Consider the following 18,999-nt stretch of genomic DNA (forward strand, 5'->3'; position numbering starts at 1 on the left):
CCGCCCCGCCCGGACGCGACGGCCTTCCCCCGCTCCCGTCGGCTCCGCCGTCCGGCCCGCCCCCCGCCTCTGAACTGCCCGAGGACACCGGTCATCCAGCCCGCTCGCCCCGAATTCCCGAATCCGAGGCCCCGGGAAGCAGCCCTCTCGGGCGCCCGCGCCGGGCCTGCCCGTGGCACACGACCCCGTCGCCGTGAACCGCCCTGAACCACCCTGATCCGCCCGAAGAACTGGTCGCCGGGCCGCTCGCCCCACTGAGCGTCCGAATGCCCGCTCCGCCGAGCACCCGAATCTACGGAAGCCGGGCACGAGCCCCGCCCCGCGCACCCGCACCGAACCCGCCCGATACACAGTTCCGGCGCCCCACCCACCACTCCGGGGCCGCCCCGTAACCACCGACCCCAGACCCGCCCCCGTACGCCATCAGCCCCCCCGGAACCGCGAGCCGGACCTCCCCCGAACCACACGGCCCCGGCTCCGGCTCGGCCCACAGGCCCCGCCCCCGGCTCGGCCCGCAGCTCAGGCCCGACCCCGGGAGCAGCCGGCCCGCAGCGCCTGTCCGCGGACGCACCGCCACGAGCACGGGCACGGCCACGCCCCCTCCGACGCCCTCGCCCGCAAGGTCCGGCCCAACCTCACTCCCCCACCGAAGCCGGCCCCGGGAAAGCCCAGCTCAGGCCGGAGCCCGGCCCCGGAAAAGCCCGGCGCAGCCGGCCGACGCGCGGATCTGCCTACCGCCCGCCGCCGCTGAGCAGTTCCACTCCCCGCAGCAGCCCCGAGTGGTCCAGTCCACCGTCGCCCCGGGCGACCGCCGACGCGATCAGCTGGGCGGCGACCGAGCCGACGGGGAGCGGGACACCGGCCGTACGGGCCGCGTCCGTGACGATGCCCATGTCCTTGTGGTGGAGTTCCAGCTTGAAGCCGGGGGTGAAGTCGCGGCTGCGGAAATTCTCCTTCTTCCGCGCGAGGACCGTCGAACCGGCCAGGCCGCCGCCCAGGACCTCCAGGGCCGCGTCGAGGTCGACACCGGACTTCTCCAGGAAGACGACGGCTTCGGCGACCGCTTGGATGTTGACGGCGACGATCAGCTGGTTGGCGGCCTTGACCGTCTGTCCGGCGCCGTGCGGGCCGCAGTGGACCACCGTGGTGCCGACCGCGTCGAAGAGCGGACGGGCGTCCTCGAAGTCCGCCGCGTCACCGCCGACCATGATCGACAGCACCCCCTCGACGGCGCCCGCCTCACCGCCGGAGACCGGCGCGTCCAGAACTCGTACGCCCTTGTCCGCGGCGGCCTTCGCGAGGTCGACCGAGGTCTGCGGGGTGATCGAGGAGTGGTCGATGAACAGGGTCCCGGGCGCCGCGTGCGCGAGGACGCCGTCCGGGCCGTAGGCGACCGCCTCGACCTGCGGGGACGCCGGGACCATGGTGATCACCACGTCCGCGCCGCGCACCGCGTCGGCGAGCGATTCCGCCTCCTGTCCGCCCGCCGCCACCAGCGCGTCCGCCCGGCCGGGGGTGCGGTTCCAGCCGCGGACGGTGTGCCCGGCTCGGGCGAGGTTCACCGCCATCGGGCTGCCCATGATGCCGAGTCCGATGAATCCGATCGTGCTCATCGCGCGCCGCTCCTCACTGCTCCACCGGTACGCCGCCCCGCGGCCCGTACCGTCCACCATTCACTGGGTATTTCGTATCTCGGAGTATAGATATCGCCATGCGAAATCCTCGTCCGCCATGATGCGAGGTGACGCCGCCGACGTCAACGCCCGCCGGGAACGAACCGCCCGCGCCGCCCCGAGCAGGGCCCGGAACGCACCGACGCCGCCGCTCACGGGGAGCGACGGCGTCGGCGTCGTCATGCGGGAGGACCGGCGCACCGGTCAGCGGGTCACTCCCACTCGATGGTGCCCGGGGGCTTGCTGGTGACGTCGAGGACGACGCGGTTGACGTCCGCGACCTCGTTGGTGATCCGGGTCGAGATCTTCGCCAGGACGTCGTACGGCATCCGCGTCCAGTCCGCCGTCATGGCGTCCTCGGAGGAGACCGGGCGCAGCACGATCGGGTGGCCGTAGGTGCGGCCGTCGCCCTGGACGCCGACCGAGCGGACATCGGCGAGCAGCACGACCGGGCACTGCCAGATCTCGGCGTCGAGACCGGCCGCGGTCAGCTCCTCGCGGGCGATGGCGTCGGCCTCGCGGAGCAGGTCGAGGCGGTCCTTGGTGACCTCGCCGACGATCCGGATGCCCAGGCCGGGGCCGGGGAACGGCTGGCGCTGGACGATCTCGTCCGGCAGCCCCAGCTCGGAGCCGACCAGGCGGACCTCGTCCTTGAACAGCTGGCGCAGCGGCTCGACCAGCTCGAACTCGATGTCGTCGGGGAGCCCGCCGACGTTGTGGTGCGACTTGATGTTCGCGGTGCCCTCACCGCCGCCGGACTCGACGACGTCCGGGTAGAGGGTGCCCTGCACGAGGAACGCGACCTCGGGGCCCTCCTCCTGGAGGATCTCCAGCTGCGCCTGCTCGAAGACGCGGATGAACTCCCGGCCGATGATCTTGCGCTTGGTCTCCGGGTCGGAGACGCCGGCCAGGGCGTTCAGGAAGCGCTCGCTGGCGTCGACGACCTTGAGGTTCGCGCCGGTGGCGGCCACGAAGTCCTTCTCGACCTGCTCGGTCTCGCCCTTGCGCATCAGACCGTGGTCGACGTAGACGCAGGTCAGCTGGGAGCCGATGGCCTTCTGGACCAGGGCGGCGGCCACCGCGGAGTCCACGCCGCCGGACAGCCCGCAGATCGCGCGCTTGTCGCCGACCTGGGCGCGGATCGCCGCGACCTGCTCCTCGACGATGTTGCCGGGCGTCCAGTTGGGCTCGATGCCCGCGCCGCGGTAGAGGAAGTGCTCCAGCACCTGCTGGCCGTGCGTGGAGTGCATGACCTCGGGGTGGTACTGGACGCCGTAGAGCTTCTTCTCGTCGTTCTCGAAGGCGGCGACCGGGACGACGTCGGTGGACGCGGTGACGGTGAAGCCCTCGGGCGCGGCGGAGCAGGCGTCGCCGTGCGACATCCAGACGGACTGCTCGGCGGGGGTGCCCTCGAAGAGGGTGGAGCCGGGCCTGGAGACGGCCAGCGGCGTGCGGCCGTACTCACGGGCGCCGGTGTTGTCGACCGTGCCGCCCAGGGTGGTGGCCATGAGCTGGAAGCCGTAGCACATGCCGAAGACCGGGACACCGGACTCGAACAGCGCGCGGTCGACGCTGGGCGCGCCGTCGGCGTAGACCGACGAGGGGCCGCCGGAGAGGATGATCGCCCTGGGGTTCTTGGCGAGCATCTCGGCCACCGGCATGGTGGACGGGACGACCTCGCTGTAGACCCGCGCCTCGCGGACGCGGCGGGCGATGAGCTGGGCGTACTGCGCGCCGAAGTCGACTACGAGGACGACGTCCGGGGCGGCGGCAGGGGGCGCTGATGGCACTTCGGCGGCCTTCCGGCGGTGTGGAGCAGGGGTTGGACTTTCGATTCTAACGGGCTCATACTGAGCGCCATGTCCAAGCAGCTGACCTCCGTCTTTACCTATGGCACCGGCCCGGCCGGCTGCCATGGACGCGCTGCTTGATCAACTGACCAGCGACTTCCCAGGCGCCCCGGGCCGACAAGGCCCGGGGCGCCTGTGCCGTTCCCGGTCCGCCGTCGGCTCGCGGGGCCACCGACCCCAGGAGAGATCCGGACATGAGCAGCGACACCACCACCGCCCCCGCCACACCCGCGCCCGCCGCCGGCGCCGGGGCGCGCACCCCCGAGGCGGTCGGGGTGATCACCGACGCGCGCGGGCGGATCGACGACCTCGACGGCCGGATCATCGGCCTCGTCCAGGAGCGGATGGCGGTCTCCGCCGTCATCCAGCGTGAACGCATCGCCTCCGGCGGGCGCCGGGTGAACCTCTCCCGCGAGATGGAGATCCTGGAGCACTACCGCGGACAGCTCGGCCGGTCCGGGACCGCGCTGGCCATGACGCTGCTGGAGCTGTCCCGCGGCCGCGTCTGAGCGGGGCCGGACGGCGGGCGGGGACCGGCGCGGGCGACGCGGGCGTGCGCCGGGTGCAGCGGCGCATCTGAGTTCGGTTGCCCTCTCACCCGTCCGGCGCGTGACCAGCCGCGGAACCGCTTCGTTGTGCCGGGTGCCGCGTCAGCCAGACGCGGCGGCAGGACTACGCGTAGACGCCGCCCCCGGGGCGGAACGCCGGAGGGATGAGACGCCGGCCGCTCGACGGCCCGCGTCGTGGGACCTCTCTCCGGTGAGGTGACCGGTCAGCAGGGGACAGCAGCCCGGTCACATCGATGGGTGGCCGGTCCTGGGGACGCCCGGGACCGGCCGCATCCGACCCAGCCCGCATCCGCACACCGCGGTGGCGCCGGCCCCGGCGCGGCCGCCTCGACGCCCGGCCGGTCCGCTCCGGCCGCACCCGCTCCGTACTCCCCTGATCCCGCGGCGCTCCCCTCCCCCGGCGCCGCTCCCCCGGTGCCCGTCCTCGGGCACCGGCGGCCGAGGGCCCCGCTGCCGTCCGCACCTCCCCCTCGCGGACGTGTCGCGGGGCCCTTCGTGCGCTGCGGTGGTCAGTCGCCGTCCGGGGCGGGCTCCGGGGCGTCGGCGCGCTTCGGCGGGACAGCGGGCACCGGCAGGAGCGGCAGCTTCAGGGCTGCGAAGGCCGACGGCGGGACGGTGGGGGCGACGGGCCCGACGGGAGCCAGTCGCCGGTACGTCCGGCCCGGTGCCGGCCGCGGGTCCGCCTCGCCCTTGTTGGGCCAGAACGCCATGGCACGCTCGGCCTGGGCGGTGATCGTCAGGGACGGGTTGACGCCGAGGTTGGCGGAGACCGCGGAGCCGTCGACGACGGAGATGCCGGGGTGGCCGTAGAGGCGGTGGTAGGGGTCGATGACGCCGTGGTCGGCGTCCTCGCCGATGGGGCAGCCGCCGAGGAAGTGCGCGGTCAGCGGGGTGCCCATCAGTTCGCCGACGTTGCTGCCGGGGAAGCCGTTGATCGCCTTCGCGAGGTGCCCGGCCGCCTCGTACGCCTCGGGGATCTGTTCCGGGTTGGGGGCGCCGTGGCCCTGGCGGGCGGTGAGCAGGCCCTTTCCGGGGCCGGACGGTTTGCGGTACGTCGTCAGGGAGTTGTCCAGGGACTGCATGACGAGGCCGATGATGGTCTTCTCCGACCAGCGGCGGTTGGAGAGCGACTGCGCGGTCTGGAGCGGATGGCGCAGACCGCGGGCGGCCCACGCCAGGGCGCGGCGGCCACGGCGGGCGGCGAGCGGGACCTGCACGACGGAGAGCGCCCCCATGGCGTTGGAGCCCTTGCCGTAACGGACCGGTTCGATGTGGGTGTTCTCGTCGGGGTGGATGGACGAGGTGATCGCGACGCCGCGGGTGAAGTCGGGGCGGCTGCCGTACTTCCTGCGGTAGCGGCGGTCGTTGGTCTGCGCGCCGACGAGAGCCTCGGAGTTGGTGCGGGTCAGCTCGCCCAGGCGCGGGGAGATGCCGGGCAGCAGTCCGCTGTCCTTCATGCGGTGCAGCAGTGTCTGGGTGCCGTAGGTGCCGGCGGCGAGGACGACGTGGCGGGCGGTGAAGATCCGGGCGCGGCCGCGGCGTTTGTCGTCGGTGGGCAGTGTGCCGAGGGCGAAGCCGCCGCGGGAGTCCTCGGTGACGGTGACGACGGAGGTCATCGGGTGGATGACGGCTCCGGCCTGTTCGGCGAGGTGGAGGTAGTTCTCGTTGAGGGTGTTCTTGGCGCCGTGGCGGCAGCCGGTCATGCACTCGCCGCACTCGGTGCAGGCGGTGCGGGCCGGGCCCTTGCCGCCGAAGTACGGGTCGTGGACCTGGCCGCCGGGCTCGGCGCGGGTACGGCCGTCCGCGTCCTGGCCGTCGCCGAAGAAGACGCCCACGGGTGCGAGGTGGAAGGAGTCGCCGACGCCCATCTTCTCGGCGGCTTCCTTGAGGTGGACGTCGGACGGGGTGGTCGTCGGGTTGAGCCGGACGCCGAGCATCCGCTTGGCCTGGTCGTAGTAGGGCGCCAACTCGTCCTGCCAGTCGGTGAGATGCCCCCACTGCTGGTCGCGGAAGAACTGCGGCGGCGGGACGTAGAGGGTGTTGGCGTAGTTGAGGGAGCCGCCGCCGACACCGGCTCCGGCCAGCACCATGACGTTGCCGAGGAGGTGGACGCGCTGGATGCCGTAGCAGCCGAGGGCCGGGGCCCACAGGTAGTTGCGCAGGTCCCAGGAGCTCTTGGGGAGCGTCCGGCGGCTGAAGCGGCGCCCGGCCTCCAGGACGCCGACGCGGTAGCCCTTCTCGGTCAGCCGCAGCGCCGAGACCGCGCCGCCGAAACCGGAGCCGACCACGAGCACGTCGTAGTCGTACGGACGGTCCGGGGCCCGGCGCTGCCCCGGGAGCGGTGGGTGGGAGTTCTGCTGCGGCACGGGCTCTCCTGGGTGTGGGTGGGGCAGCATGTCCGTTCGGTCGCGCGGACCGGGCGCCGGGGCCGCGGCCGGTGGCCGGGCCCCGGACGGCTCAGCGCAGCCGGAACGCCTTCATCGCCCGGAGGCTGCGGGTCATCAGGGCGGCGTACTTCTCGTCGGTCAGGCCGAAGGCCGGGGCGAGCGGCATCACCCGCTGCTGGGCGATGGTCTGCGCCTCGGTGTACTTCAAGATGCCCTCGGAGCCGTGACGGCGGCCGAGTCCGGAGTCGCCCATACCGCCCATGGGCGAGCGGGCACTGCCGTATCCGGCGGCGTACGCCTCGTTGACGTTGACCGTTCCGGCGCGCAGCCGGGCGGCGACGGCGCGGCCCCGGCGGGAGTCCTGCGTCCAGACGCTGGCGTTGAGGCCGTACGGGGTGGAGTTGGCCCGGGTGACGGCCTCGTCCTCGTCCTCGAAGCGGTAGACGGAGACGACCGGGCCGAAGGTTTCCTCGGCGCAGACGGTCATGGACGCGCCGACGCCGTCGAGGACGGTCGGTTCGTAGAAGTACGGGCCGACGTCGGGGCGGGCGCGGCCGCCGGTGACGACGCGGGCGCCCTGGGCGACGGCCTCGTCGACATGACGGGTGACGGTCTCCAGCTGGCGGGCGCCGGCCAGGGAGCCCATGTCCGCCCCGTAGGCGAGCTGGGTGCCCAGCCGCATGGCGCGGGTGCGGGCGGCGAAGCGCTCCAGGAAGGTGTCGGCGACGGAGGCGTGGACGTAGAGCCGCTCGATGGAGATGCAGAGCTGGCCGGCGGAGGAGAAACAGCCGCGGACGGCGCCGTCGACGGCCTTGTCCACGTCGGCGTCCTTCAGCACCAACATCGCGTTCTTGCCGCCGAGTTCGAGGGAGACGCCGACGAGCCGGGCGGCGGCACCCTGGGCGACCTCGCGGCCGGTGCGGGTGGAGCCGGTGAAGGAGACGTAGTCGGCGTGGCGGACGACGGCCGGGCCGACGACCGGGCCCTCGCCGATGACGACCTGCCAGACGTCCGCGGGCAACCCCGCCTCGATCATCTGCTGCCGGGCCCACAGGGCGGTCAGCGCCGTCTCCGTGTCCGGCTTCATGACGAGGGCGTTGCCCGCGACGAAGGCGGGCAGGGCGTCGCCGACGGACAGCTCCAGCGGGTAGTTCCAGGGGGCGATCTGGCCGACGACGCCGCGTGGTTGGCGTACCTCGCTGACCTTCGTCAGGACCGGGACGGCGCCGGTGTGCCCCTTGGGGCGGAGGTAGGCGGGACCCTTGAGGCCGTAGTGGCGGGAGGCCATGGCGACCGCCTGGACCTCCTCGTGGGCGTGCAGCCGGGCCTTGCCGGTCTCCAGCTGGATGAGGTCGAGGACCTCGGCCTGCCGCCGCAGCACCAGGTCGTGGAAGCGGAGCAGCACCGCGGCGCGCCGCTTGAGGGGGACCTTCGCCCAGCGCTCCTGGGCGGCGCGGGCGCGGTCGAAGGCGGTGGCGACGTCCTCGGGGGTGGACTCCGGCAGATCGGCGAGCTTCTCACCGGTGAGCGGCGTGTGGTTGACGGTGCGGCCGCTGCCGACAACACCTCTGACGAGCTGGGCGACGATCTCCGGGGTGACGACGCCGGCGGCGGTGCGGGCACCGGGCACGGCGGGGGCGACGGGGTTACGGCGGAAGGGCACGGTCGTCGCGGCGGTTGTGGGGTCCGTCGCGGCGGGCGACCCGGGGATCTCGGGGGCCTCGATCGGAGGTTTTCGGTTGTCCTTCAAGTCCGTCATGCGGGCGAGCGTAGGGGCACCCGGCCACTTTGTGTACCCGCTGGTAACGGCTTTTCGACACCCCGCCGCCATGACGCCAGCAATTGATGGCGGAATCGCCGCTGGTCAGCGACGACGCCGGACACCTGGAGGATTTCAGGGGATTTGGCACTGGGGGCACGAACCATGACGGGTCGAACGGCGGCCCGAGCGCGGCGAAAGGGCAGGTGACGGCCCCGGGGGCCCGGGAACGCCGAGGGCGGGGAGCCGGATCCGGCCACCGGTGAACGCGGCGGAACCGGCCCGTTCGGGGCCCGTTCGGGCCCGGGGGGCGCCACCCGGGTGGCAGGGCGGGGCGCACGGAAGGCCCGGGGGCGCATGGGCACATCACGCCGGGCGCGCCGCCGGCGGAACGGTCGGTATCCGGGGGCGGGCTGACGCCCCGTCGGGCGGACCCGGGGCTTCAGGGCCGGGCGGGCCCGCCGTCCAGACGGAGCCGGTCGCGGGCGCCCCGGAACACCGCACGGCCGGTGTGCTCGGCCGCCGGGACCCGGGGCATCTCCACGTACAGGTCGTAGGCGCGGCCGGTGGCGGCGGTGGTCAGGAGTTGGAGCCGCCGCGTCCGGGTGGGGGCCTGCGGCGAGAAGGTGTACGTGGCGTCGAGGAGCAGCGCGGGGCGCCCCTGGAAGCGGGCCGGTGCGGTACGCACCTCGGCGTCCGGCCAGAACTGCCGCAGCCGCGCGGCCTCTTGGGCGCCCCAGGCGGCGAGCGTACGGGGGCGGTGGGCGTAGGTGGTCAGCCGCAGCCGGTTGCTGTCGTCGCCGGGCACGACGTACTCGACGATCCGGCTGCCCCGGCGGCGGTACGAGGCGTCACCGTCGTCGTGCACGACCGTGGCGTAGGCGGTGGGGACGGCCGGCCAGGCGCGGAGCTTGCGCTCGTGGTGGACCTGCCAGTCGAGGACGACGGGGGTGGTGGGCGAGGGCGCGGGGGTGGCGCGCGGCGGGCGGGACACGCCGGGGGCGGCGCGTCGGGCGCCGTCCGTACCGAACGGGTCCGCGGCGCTGACCAGTACCGCGGCGAGCGCCGCCGCGACGGCCGCGGCGAGCGCCCCCAGGACGATCCGGCCACGCCGGGTGAGGCGGACGCCGCCGTGGTGCGCGGGCCCGCCGTCAGCTGCCTCCCCCGTTTCCGTCATGGCCGCATCATGCCAGCCCCCCGGGGTGCGGTGCCGCTGCCGGTGGCGTCGTCGCGCGGAGGCCGGAACGGCGTCCTCCAGGGGGAGTTCGCCGTCCGCGGCCTCTCCGGACGCGCGCCCCGGTGAAGTGCCGGGCGCGCTCCGACACGGCAGGGAACCTCCCCCGCCGCTCCTGCCGTCCTTGGCACAGTGAGGCTGCGGTACGGGACGGTCCGGTTATCGCGGCCGGCGGGCGGAGCGGGGGTCTGGGGCATGGCGATGCAGGACGACGGCGCGGTGGACGTGCGGCCCGACCCCGACCCGGGCCGGGCCGATCCGGCGCACCGGGGCCGCTACCGCGCCGCGGGGGCGTGCCTGGGCCTCCTGGGGCTGGCGATGGCGGGCTGGACGGTGGCGGGCGCCGTCCGGGGCGGCGGCGGGCTCTGGGACTTCGTCGAGGGACTCTTCCATCCCGCGCTCCCCGGGGCGGTGCCGGTGCTCGGTCCGTACGAGTGGGCGTTCACGGTGGCGTTCCTCGCCGTCGCCGGTCCGGCGCTGGCCGGGCGGCGGGCGTGCCGGGCGGCGGCGCTGCTGCTCGGCTGGGTGCTGCTGGCCGCCGCGGTGCGGGAGGGCGTCGGACTGTGCGACGCGGCCTACCGCTCCCGGTACGTGACCGTCACCGACTGGGGCTGGCTGCTGGCCACCCGGTGCCTGGGACTGGTGACCGCCCTGGTGGTGCTGGGTGCGCTGCTGCCGCTCGGGGACGGCCGCCGGGGGGCGCCCGGCGGCCGTCCCGCGCCGGGGGACGCCTGGCGCCGCCGCCCCTCGCGGATCTGCGGAGTGCTGTTCCTGGTGATGGGCCTGGTCGAGCTGGCGTGGACGGTGCAGGGTCCGGTCCTCGCCTCCGGGCACGCGGCGCGCTTCCTGCGGGCGGTCGTCGACGCGTCCGTACCGGGGACGCCGGGGCTCGCGGCGGCCCCGGAGTTCGCCTCCGCGGGCGCGGTGCTGGTGCTGCTGACCCTGGGGTCGCTGGCCTGGGGCGCCCGGTGGGAGGTGCGCAGCGCCTTGCTGACGTACGGGGCGGTGCAGCTCTACCTGACGGTGCGGTCGGTGGTGGAGCTGGCCGTGACCGACTACTTCAACCGGTCGCTGGAGACGCCGCAGGGCGTGCTGTGGCTGGTGACGACGGCGTACGGGCTGGCGGCGATGACGTCGGTGGTGGTGCTGGCCTCGGCGCGGCCGGGCGGCCCGTACTGCGGGGCGCGGGGCGAGGGGCTGCGGACGGCCGCCGCGGGGCGCTGAGGGCACGGGCCCCTGGTCCCGGGCCCCGGGGGCGGCGGAGAAGAACGGCCGCCGCGTGTGGGGGCCGCGGCGGCCGTCGCTGTGAGCTGCACCGCCTCCCGTGCCGGTGACCCGGCCGGTGGTGCAGCATGAAAGCACTCTGCCGGTGTACGCCCCGGTGAGGCATCGTTCCCAGGTCCCGGGCGTACCCCCGCCGCCCGGCGGGGGTACGGGGCCTTCGGAGGGCGGCTTCCCCGGGGCGGGCAGGGCGCGGGGGCGGCCGGACGGCGCGCGCCCGCCGGGAACGTGCGAGAGAGAGGGGCGCCCGGTGATCCGTGTCGCTGTGGTGGACGACGAGCGGCTCGTCAGGTCGGGGCTGCGGATGATTCTGGGCACCGCCCCGGACATCGAGATGGTCGCCGACTGCGGCGGCGCCGAGGCGGTCGGGGCGGTGCGGGACAGCGGCGCCGAGGTCGTCCTGCTCGACATCCGGATGCCGGACGTCGACGGGCTGACGGTACTGCGGCAGCTGCGCGCCGCCCCCGAGCCACCGGTGGTCGCGATGCTGACCACCTTCGACGCCCAGGAGTACCTCACCGCGGCGCTGCGCGAGGGCGCCGCCGGTTTCCTGCTCAAGGACTCCGATCCGGAGCAGCTGGTGCGCGCGGTACGGACGCTGGCGGCGGGCGGCAGCGTCCTGGACCCGGGAGTGACCCGGGCGGTGATCGGCGGCTATCTGACCGCCGAGGACCAGATCGCCGCGGCGCGGGCCGTGACGGGCCTGACACCGCGCGAGTCGGAGGTGCTGGCACTGCTCGGCGAGGGTCTGGCCAACGCCCAGATCGCAGAGCGGATCGGCCTCGCGCCCAGCACCGTCAAGGACCACGTCCGCGCCCTGCTGGGCAAGCTGGGCGGCCTCAACCGCGTCCAGGCGGCGATCGTCGCCGACCGCGCTGGTCTGGTCGGCGGCATACCCCGCGGGACGTGCTGACGGTGGCGGACACGGGGGACGCGCGGCGGACACCCGCTCCCGGGGACGTACCGGGGACGCGGGACGACCGGTTGCCGGCGGTACCCGGGGCGTCCGGGGACGAGCCGGGGCACGGGCAGGGCGCGGGGGCGCGGGTGCCGGCCGTCGCGCCGGGGGCGCGCGGGGGCCTGCGGGCGCGGGTCCCGGGGTGGCTGCGCCGGGTCGCCCCGGTGGCCGTCCCGGCGCTCCTGGGGATCGCCGACGCGTTCCTCGTCAACGGGCTCTCGCTCCCCCTGGAGCTGGCCGTGTCGCTGGTCGCGGCCGCCTCGCTGCTGCTGCGCCGCCGCTTCCCGCTGCTGGTCTTCCTCGTCACGCTGCCGGGGCTGTACATCGGCTACATCTGGTTCGCGCCGATGATCGCGCTCTACACGGTGGCGGCGCGGCGCCCGGGACGGGCCCGCCTGGGGAGCTGCGCGGCGCTGCTGATCGCCGCGCACTTCCTCCCGTACCCGCTCTCCGACCTGGAGCTGACCGCGTACCGGGAGAACACGCTGGTGCTGATCGACGCGTGTGTCACCTCGGCGGCGCCGATCACCCTGGGGTTGCTGGTACGTACCCGGGGCGAGCTGGCCGCGCGGGTCGAGGAGCTGACCCGGAGCCTGCGCCGCGAGGACCGGCTGCTGGCCGACCGGGTGCAGGCCACCGAGCGCGCCCGGCTGGCCCGGGAAATGCACGACGTGGTCGCCCACCAGGTCAGCCTGATCAGCCTCCAGGCGGGGGCCGTGCAGGTCAGCACGGGCGACGAGGCGGCCCGGGACGGGGCACGGACCATCCGGGAGCTGTCGGTGCGCACCCTGGAGGAGCTGCGGCACATGGTCGGCGTGCTGCGGGCGGCCGGCGGCCCCCAGGAGGCGGGCCGCCCCGCACCGCAGCCGGATCTGGCGGAGCTGCCGCGGCTGATCGGGATGAGCGGGCTCGACGTGACGTACGAGCCGGGCGTGGTGGCGGGCGCGCAGGGGGCACGGGCGGTGGAGCGGGCGGCGTTCCGTACCGTCCAGGAGGCGCTGACGAACGTCCGCAAACACGCTCCGGGGGCGCGGGTGCTGGTCCGGATCGATCCGCTGGAGGCGCCGGACTCCGGGGAGCCGGCGGACACGGCGGGCGCGGGCGGACTGCGGGTGGAGATCCGCAACGGGCCGCCGGACGCCTCGGCGGCGTCCCCGGCGCTGCCGGGCGGCGGACACGGGCTGGTGGGGCTGCGCGAGCGGGCCCAGAGCCTGGGCGGCACCCTGGAGACGCGGCACACCGCCGACGGCGGTTTCGTCGTCCGTGCGCGGTTCCCGTACCGGGCGGAGCCCCCGTACGGGACGGAATCCCCCTACGGGGCGTGGTGACGGCCCCGGGGCGCCTCGCTCCGGGGAGCGGCGGGCTCTAGGCCGAGAGCGGGGCGGCGGTCTCGTCGACCGCGGTGTGCAGATCGGGGTAGACCTCGAAGAGGCGGCGGACGCCGAGGGCGGCGAGGACGCGGTTGACGTGCGAGCCGTCGACGGCCCCCTGGGCGGGGAGGATCAGCCGGAGGCGGCCCTGGCAGGAGCGCATCAGGCGGCGGGCGGCGATGAGCACACCGACACCGCTGGAGTCGCAGAACCGGACCTCGGACAGATCGAGGACGACGTTCCGCCGGCCGTCGGCCACCGCGTCGTGGACGTGCTGGCGTACCGCGGGAGAGGTCACCAGATCCATCTCGCCGGACACCTGGAGGACGGCCCACCGGCCCTGTTCGTCTTCTGCCACCTTCAACGACACGCGCTCGAAGCCTTTCGCTCGCTTGTGGACCGGATGATCCCGGAAATATCCGGAACTCAACCTTCCCCGGCTCGACTGCCCGGCCTCTCTCCCCTGAAACACCGCGGAATGCGTGACGCACTGGGCCGTTCCCGTCAAGGCTATGCCCAGCCCGCGGTCACTCTTTGCCGAATTTCGGTCACACACCCGTAACGCATTCTCCGATTCAGGCGGGAACGATCTTCTTCGCACGCACCCGACCGGGCATTACCACCCCAAAGTGACGAGTCTCTTACCATCCGCTCCCGCCTTCCGGGACGGTTTGCCGCAAAGAAGCGTGCGGTGTCGTACCCCCCGACTACATTCGATGGCGCGGACCGCCCGTACCGGCGGGACGCGGGCAGGCGGACGACCGCACGCAGCCCGGCCGCGCCACGGGCGGTCCGTACGGCGGCGGTGAGGAACGGGGCAGGGACCGATGGCGAGGGACGCACCACCACGCTGGGACAGACGCATGCAGCAGCGGCTCGCCCGCGGTGAGGCCGCCGCCCTCGGCGAGCTGTACGACCGTTTCGCCTCGCTCGTGCACAGCCTCGCCCACCGCGTCCTCGGCGACGAGGACGCCGCCGACCGCGTCACCCGCGAGGTCTTCGGCTACATCTGGGAGAACCCGGACGCCTACGACCCCAAGCAGGGCTCGCTGCGCTCCTGGGTCGCCACCCTCACCCAGCGCCAGGCCGTCCACCGGCTGCGCCAGACCGAGGCCGCCCTCGCCCGTGACGCGGGCGGACCCGCGCCCGCCGAGGTCGAGCAGAAGATCCGCGACGCCTCCACCGCCGCCCGCGCCGACTACATCGTCACCTCCATGCCCGCCCCGCTGCGCCAGGCCCTGGAGCTGGCCTACTTCCAGCGGCGGGACTACCGCCAGACCGCCGCCGACCTCGGCGTCACCGCGGACGAGGCCCGCCGCAGGCTCCGCCTCGGCCTCCAGCTGCTGTCCACCGCCCACCACCAGAAGCTGCCGCCCGGCGGACCCGGCGACGGAAACGGAGCGCCCCGGTGAACGGCCCGGAGGAATGGGAGGGGTACGGCCGCGAGGACGCCTGCCCGCCGTACGACGGGCCCGGCGGACCGCCCGTGCCCGGCGCCGTCCCGGGCCCGTCCGCGGCCCGGCCCCGGATACCGTCCCCGCGCACCGCGGCCGAGGACCGCGGCCCGCTGCCCGACGGCGCGCCCCTGCGGAGCGACGACACGGACCCCGCCGCCGCGGGCACCGGCGCCGAGCGGCCCGGCTCCCCGGGAGCCGGCGCCGGGGCACCCGGCGACGGCCCTCCCCCGGAGACCCCGGCGGCCCCCGGTGGCGGGCGGCCGGATGACGGGCGGCCCGAGCTGCCGCACCGCGTGCTGACCTCGCTGCTCGGCGCGTGGGCGCTGGCCGCCTGCTCGGCCGAGGAGACCGCCGCCGTCGAGGCGCACCTCACCGACTGCGCCTCCTGCGCCGACGAGGCGCTGCGGCTGCGGGACGCCGTCGGCCTGCTCCACCCCGCCGACAGCCTCGATCTCGACCCGCTGCTGCGCTCCCGCGTCCTGGAGGGCTGCCTGGGCCGCCGTCCGGCGCGCATCCCGGTGCCCGAGTGGGCAACCCCGTACGACGCGGAGACCGCCAAGCTGGACGCCCTGCTGCGCGACATGGGCGACGCCGAATGGCGCGCCCCGGTGCGGCTGCGGTGGTTCGACGGCGAACGGCCGGTGCACCGCGAGACCACCGCCGCCGGAGTGCTCGGACATCTGATGGCGGTCGACGGCCTCCTCGCCACGGTGCTGGGCCTGCCCGACCCGCTCGGCGACGCCGCGCCCGCCGCCGGCGCCGGGCCCGGTGCCCGTACCCACGCCCTGTGGCGCACCCTCGGCGACGCACCCCGGACGCCCGCGGTCCACCGGCCGTGGCGCGAGCAGAGCCATGCGCTGATCCGTACGGCCTCGTTCGCGGGCGGCGGGGTGGGCGAGCTGGCGGTGGCGTACGGCCCGGTCCGGCTGCCGCTGCGGGACGCCTTCCTCGACCGGGCCTTCGGCTGCTGGCTGCACGCCGGTGACATCGCCGACGCGGTCGCCTATCCGCACGAGGGCCCGGCCGCCGACCATCTGCACAGCCTGGTGGATCTCGCCGCCCGGCTGCTGCCGCGGGCGCTCGCCCACCGCCGCCGGGCCGGTCTCGCCGCCCCGCCCCGGCAGTTGGTGGCGGCCGGCGCGCCTGGCCGGACGCTCCATCTGGAGATCGAGGGTGACGGCGGCGGCCACTGGTACATAGCCCTGGACTCCCCGGCGGCGGTCGGCTCGCCGGAGCACACCGTGGCCCATCTCGCGCTGGACGGCGAGGAGTTCTGCCAGCTGGCGGCCGGACACATCGTTCCGGAGGAGGCGGCCGCCGGTTCGGACGGCGAACGCGAGGCGATCCGCGACGTCCTCTACGCGACCGCCTCCCTCTCCCGGCTCTGAGCGGGCGAGGGAGGCGGCGGAGGGCCCCGGGGTCTCTGCTACGCGAAGACGACCGTCCGGGTCCCGTTGAGCAGCACCCGGCGTTCGCTGTGCCACTTCACCGCGCGGGCCAGCGCCTGGCACTCGACGTCCCGCCCGATGGCGACCAGCTGGTCGGGGGTGACACCGTGGCCGACCCGCTCGACCTCCTGCTCGATGATCGGGCCCTCGTCGAGGTCGGCGGTGACGTAGTGGGCGGTGGCGCCGATGAGTTTCACCCCGCGGGCGTGTGCCTGGTGGTACGGCTTGGCGCCCTTGAAGCTCGGCAGGAAGGAGTGGTGGATGTTGATGATCCGGCCGGAGAGCGCCGTGCACAGCTCGTCGGAGAGCACCTGCATGTAGCGCGCCAGCACCACCAGCTCGACCCGCTCGGTCCGCACCAGCTCCAGCAGCTCCGCCTCCGCCTGCGCCTTGGTCGCCTTCGTCACCGGGATGTGGTGGAAGGCGATGCCGTACGAGGCGACCAGCTCGGCGAAGTCGGTGTGGTTGGAGACGACGGCGGCGATCTCGACCGGCAGCGCCCCGATGCGGGAGCGGAACAGCAGGTCGTTCAGGCAGTGGCCGAACTTCGACACCATCAAAACGATGCGCATCTTCTCGTCGGCGCGGTGGATCTGCCAGTCCATCCGGAACGAGTCGCCGACCGCGGCGAAGCTGGCGCGCAGCTTCTCCACGCTGTCCGGGGCGTCCGCGCTGAAGTGCACCCGCATGAAGAACAGTCCGGTGTCGTGGTCGCCGAACTGCTGGCTGTCCTCGATGTTGCAGCCCGTCATGAACAGGAAGCTGGACACGGCGTGCACGATGCCCTGCTTGTCCGGGCAGGACAGCGTCAGGACGTACTGGTCGGTGGGGCGGTCCGGACCGGAACCGCCGGGGGCGGCCCCGTCGTTCGGGCCGGGCGTGGAGGACTGCGACTCGCTCATGACCTCATAGGGTCGCATACCCGGACACCGCACCGGCGCGGGCCTCGGCTCACACGCCGGCCGCCACGCCCCCGGTCAACTGCGCCAGCGCCTCCAGCGACAGCGGCGGCGCGTCCGCATCGTCGCCGTCCGCGCGGGCCAGCCGGACATGCGCCTCACGCGCCGCACGGACCGCCTCGGGCCACGCGGGGTGCGCGACGTACGCGGTGACGGGCGAGTCCGCGCCGACCTGGTGCATGATCCGCAGCACCCGCAGCACGGCGGCGTCGACGAGCGCCGCCTCCTGGGTGTCACGGAAGATCGTGCCGACGTACTTCTCCGCGGACCAGTTGTCGAGCCAGGTGTCCTCGACGAGGCGGTAGACCGCGTCGGTCACGTCGCCGTAACCGGGGCGGCCGGTCAGCCAGGTCTCCTGGTGGAATCCGGGGTCGGAGAGCATGTGCAGCGCGGAGCGCACATTGCTGCGCCAGCGCCACCACGGCATGTCGTTGTGTGGCATACCGCCCATGGTGGTCGAGCGGCGGCCGCGACGGGAAGACTTCTCCGAACCTTGCACAGTATTCGATCGTACGTTCCTCGTTCCCGATCACCTATCGCCCCCCGGAGTTCACCTCACCGTCACTCTCCGCTGACCTGGAATCACTCACGCGTTTCGGGCGGAGCGCGAGGCTCACGGACCATGACCGGACGGCGCCGCCCCTCCTCCCGCCTCTTCCCGCCCGCCCCCGCACGGACCGCCGCCCGATGGGCCGCCGGTACGGCCGCGCTGGCGTCCCTGCTCTCCGGCTGCGGCTCACTGCCGGGGACCGGGCCGCAGAAGGCACCGATCACGGTGATGACCTGGGCGCCGGAGGGCACCAGCGCCACCAATATGCCCGGCATGCCGGCGATGGCGCAGACCTACGCCCGCTGGATCAACGCCTCGGGCGGCCTCGCCGGGCACCGGCTCAAGGTCCTGACCTGCAACGACCGCAACGATTCGGTGGGCGCGACCCGCTGTGCGCAGCGCGCGGTCGACGAGGGCGCGGTCGCCGTCGTCGGCTCGTACAGCCAGTTCGGCCGGGCGTTCATGTCGCCGCTGGAGGTCGAGGGCATCCCGTACATAGGCGGCTACGGCGCCTCCGACGAGGAGTTCGTCAGTCCGCTGTCGTATCCGGTGAACGGCGGTCAGGCGTCGCTGCTCGCCGGCAACGGGCGTCAGCTGGCGCGCGACTGCAGCCGCGTCGCCCTGGTGCGGCCCGACACGATCCAGGGCGACCAGATGCCGTCCCTCCTCGACTCCGGGCTCCAGCAGGGACGCCGCTCGCCGGTCACCGACATCCGGGCGCCCGAGGACGGTACGGACTACTCCGCCGAGGTACGGCGCGCGCTGGACGCCGTCGGCGCGGACCCCGTGCGCTACGGGACGGCGGCGTACGGCGGCCGGGCGCCGGGCTCCTGCGTGGCGGCGTCGCTGGGCGATCACACCGACGCCTTCTTCGACTCCTTCCGGCGCCTGCAGCAGCAGAGCCCGAAGGTGCACGTCGCCTCGGTGCTGGGCAGCGTCGGGCAGGCGCTGGTCAACCGCACCGGCGGCCGCTCCGGGCCCCTGGAGGGCGCGCTGGTCACCGGCTGGTACCCGGCGGCGGGCGATCCGCGGTGGACCCCGATGCGCAAGGTCATCAACGAGCACGCCTTCGGCGACAACCGCGTCGACCCGGCCGATCAGGGCGTACAGACGACGTGGATCGCGTACACGGTGCTGCGCGCGATGGTGGAACAGCTCGACGCGGACGGTGCGGAGGAGATCACCCCGTACGCGCTCCAGAAGGTGCTGGACCGGGGGAAGCATCCGGTGGACACCGGTGGGCTGACGCCGAAGCTGCGGTGGCGCGCGGAGGACATGCTCGCCGTGCAGGACTTCCCGCGGATCGTGAACGCGAAGGTGATGTACCAGACGGTCGCGGACGGTCAGGTGCTCGCCGCGTCCGACGGTTTCGTGAACGTCGCCGGGACGCTGGAGCGGCGGCGCACGGACATGTGAGGGGCGCGTCCCGGGCGGCGGGCGCCGGGGGCGTACGGAGCGGGCGCGGCGGCTCCGGCGGGCGCTGCGTCAGCCGTGACCGGGCGGC

Annotated in this window: 15 protein-coding genes; 7 read left to right on the forward strand and 8 right to left on the reverse strand. The window is 74.4% G+C overall.

Annotated elements, in window-relative coordinates; all coding sequences use genetic code 11:
* Window positions 1–731: 731 nt before the first annotated feature.
* Window positions 732–1,613, reverse strand: coding sequence for a 2-hydroxy-3-oxopropionate reductase (locus ACZ4M8_RS09325; protein ID WP_467604818.1), 882 nt, complete (start codon window positions 1,611–1,613; stop codon window positions 732–734).
* 272 nt (window positions 1,614–1,885) lie between these two features.
* Window positions 1,886–3,463 carry a glutamine-hydrolyzing GMP synthase gene (gene guaA / locus ACZ4M8_RS09330; protein ID WP_467604820.1) on the reverse strand — a complete coding sequence of 526 codons (1,578 nt, stop codon included), beginning with the start codon at window positions 3,461–3,463 and terminating at the stop codon, window positions 1,886–1,888.
* Between the two features lie 254 nt (window positions 3,464–3,717).
* Here guaA and ACZ4M8_RS09335 point away from each other — a divergent pair, with 254 nt between their 5' ends.
* Window positions 3,718–4,032 carry a chorismate mutase gene (locus ACZ4M8_RS09335; protein WP_467604823.1) on the forward strand — a complete coding sequence of 105 codons (315 nt, stop codon included), beginning with the start codon at window positions 3,718–3,720 and terminating at the stop codon, window positions 4,030–4,032.
* A gap of 569 nt (window positions 4,033–4,601) precedes the next feature.
* Here ACZ4M8_RS09335 and ACZ4M8_RS09340 read toward each other — a convergent pair.
* The 3 genes from ACZ4M8_RS09340 to ACZ4M8_RS09350 form a co-directional block, all read right to left on the reverse strand.
* A complete protein-coding gene (locus tag ACZ4M8_RS09340; RefSeq protein ID WP_467604825.1) occupies window positions 4,602–6,458 on the reverse strand; it encodes a GMC family oxidoreductase N-terminal domain-containing protein in 1,857 nt (618 codons plus the stop codon).
* A gap of 91 nt (window positions 6,459–6,549) precedes the next feature.
* Window positions 6,550–8,238: a succinic semialdehyde dehydrogenase gene (locus ACZ4M8_RS09345; protein ID WP_467604827.1), complete on the reverse strand. Its 1,689-nt coding sequence runs from the start codon at window positions 8,236–8,238 to the stop codon at window positions 6,550–6,552.
* A gap of 442 nt (window positions 8,239–8,680) precedes the next feature.
* Complete coding sequence (locus ACZ4M8_RS09350) at window positions 8,681–9,415, reverse strand: hypothetical protein (RefSeq protein WP_467604830.1); 735 nt, start codon at window positions 9,413–9,415, stop codon at window positions 8,681–8,683.
* Window positions 9,416–9,667: 252 nt separating this feature from the next.
* On the opposite strand from ACZ4M8_RS09350, the gene ACZ4M8_RS09355 reads away from it, so the two are divergent.
* From ACZ4M8_RS09355 to ACZ4M8_RS09365, 3 genes are all read left to right on the forward strand, one after another.
* Complete coding sequence (locus tag ACZ4M8_RS09355; RefSeq protein WP_467604832.1) at window positions 9,668–10,696, forward strand: hypothetical protein; 1,029 nt, start codon at window positions 9,668–9,670, stop codon at window positions 10,694–10,696.
* Between the two features lie 307 nt (window positions 10,697–11,003).
* The gene (locus ACZ4M8_RS09360; protein ID WP_467604835.1) at window positions 11,004–11,666 is read left to right on the forward strand and encodes a response regulator; all 663 of its coding nucleotides are present in this window, start codon (window positions 11,004–11,006) and stop codon (window positions 11,664–11,666) included.
* 134 nt (window positions 11,667–11,800) lie between these two features.
* On the forward strand, window positions 11,801–13,039 hold the full coding sequence (locus ACZ4M8_RS09365) for a sensor histidine kinase (RefSeq protein ID WP_467605340.1): 1,239 nt from the start codon (window positions 11,801–11,803) through the stop codon (window positions 13,037–13,039).
* A 37-nt stretch (window positions 13,040–13,076) separates the two neighbouring features.
* Here the strand turns inward: ACZ4M8_RS09365 and ACZ4M8_RS09370 are convergent, their stop codons facing one another.
* On the reverse strand, window positions 13,077–13,451 hold the full coding sequence (locus tag ACZ4M8_RS09370) for an STAS domain-containing protein (protein ID WP_030288295.1): 375 nt from the start codon (window positions 13,449–13,451) through the stop codon (window positions 13,077–13,079).
* A gap of 457 nt (window positions 13,452–13,908) precedes the next feature.
* Here ACZ4M8_RS09370 and ACZ4M8_RS09375 point away from each other — a divergent pair, with 457 nt between their 5' ends.
* Both ACZ4M8_RS09375 and ACZ4M8_RS09380 read left to right on the forward strand, forming a co-directional pair.
* On the forward strand, window positions 13,909–14,493 hold the full coding sequence (locus ACZ4M8_RS09375; protein WP_467604838.1) for a sigma-70 family RNA polymerase sigma factor: 585 nt from the start codon (window positions 13,909–13,911) through the stop codon (window positions 14,491–14,493).
* On the forward strand, window positions 14,490–15,926 hold the full coding sequence (locus ACZ4M8_RS09380; RefSeq protein ID WP_467604839.1) for a zf-HC2 domain-containing protein: 1,437 nt from the start codon (window positions 14,490–14,492) through the stop codon (window positions 15,924–15,926). Before ACZ4M8_RS09375 ends, ACZ4M8_RS09380 begins: the two co-directional genes overlap by 4 nt.
* A gap of 38 nt (window positions 15,927–15,964) precedes the next feature.
* Here the strand turns inward: ACZ4M8_RS09380 and purU are convergent, their stop codons facing one another.
* Together purU and ACZ4M8_RS09390 are read right to left on the reverse strand one after the other, a co-directional pair.
* On the reverse strand, window positions 15,965–16,888 hold the full coding sequence (gene purU / locus ACZ4M8_RS09385; protein WP_467604841.1) for a formyltetrahydrofolate deformylase: 924 nt from the start codon (window positions 16,886–16,888) through the stop codon (window positions 15,965–15,967).
* A gap of 49 nt (window positions 16,889–16,937) precedes the next feature.
* Entirely contained in the window at window positions 16,938–17,396 is a 459-nt protein-coding gene (locus tag ACZ4M8_RS09390; protein WP_467605342.1) for an SCO4402 family protein, read from the reverse strand.
* Between the two features lie 171 nt (window positions 17,397–17,567).
* Here ACZ4M8_RS09390 and ACZ4M8_RS09395 point away from each other — a divergent pair, with 171 nt between their 5' ends.
* Window positions 17,568–18,911, forward strand: a complete 1,344-nt coding sequence (locus ACZ4M8_RS09395) for an ABC transporter substrate-binding protein (RefSeq protein ID WP_467604844.1) — start codon at window positions 17,568–17,570, stop codon at window positions 18,909–18,911.
* Window positions 18,912–18,999: the final 88 nt, after the last annotated feature.

Source organism: Streptomyces sp. NPDC027185, from assembly GCF_055567035.1.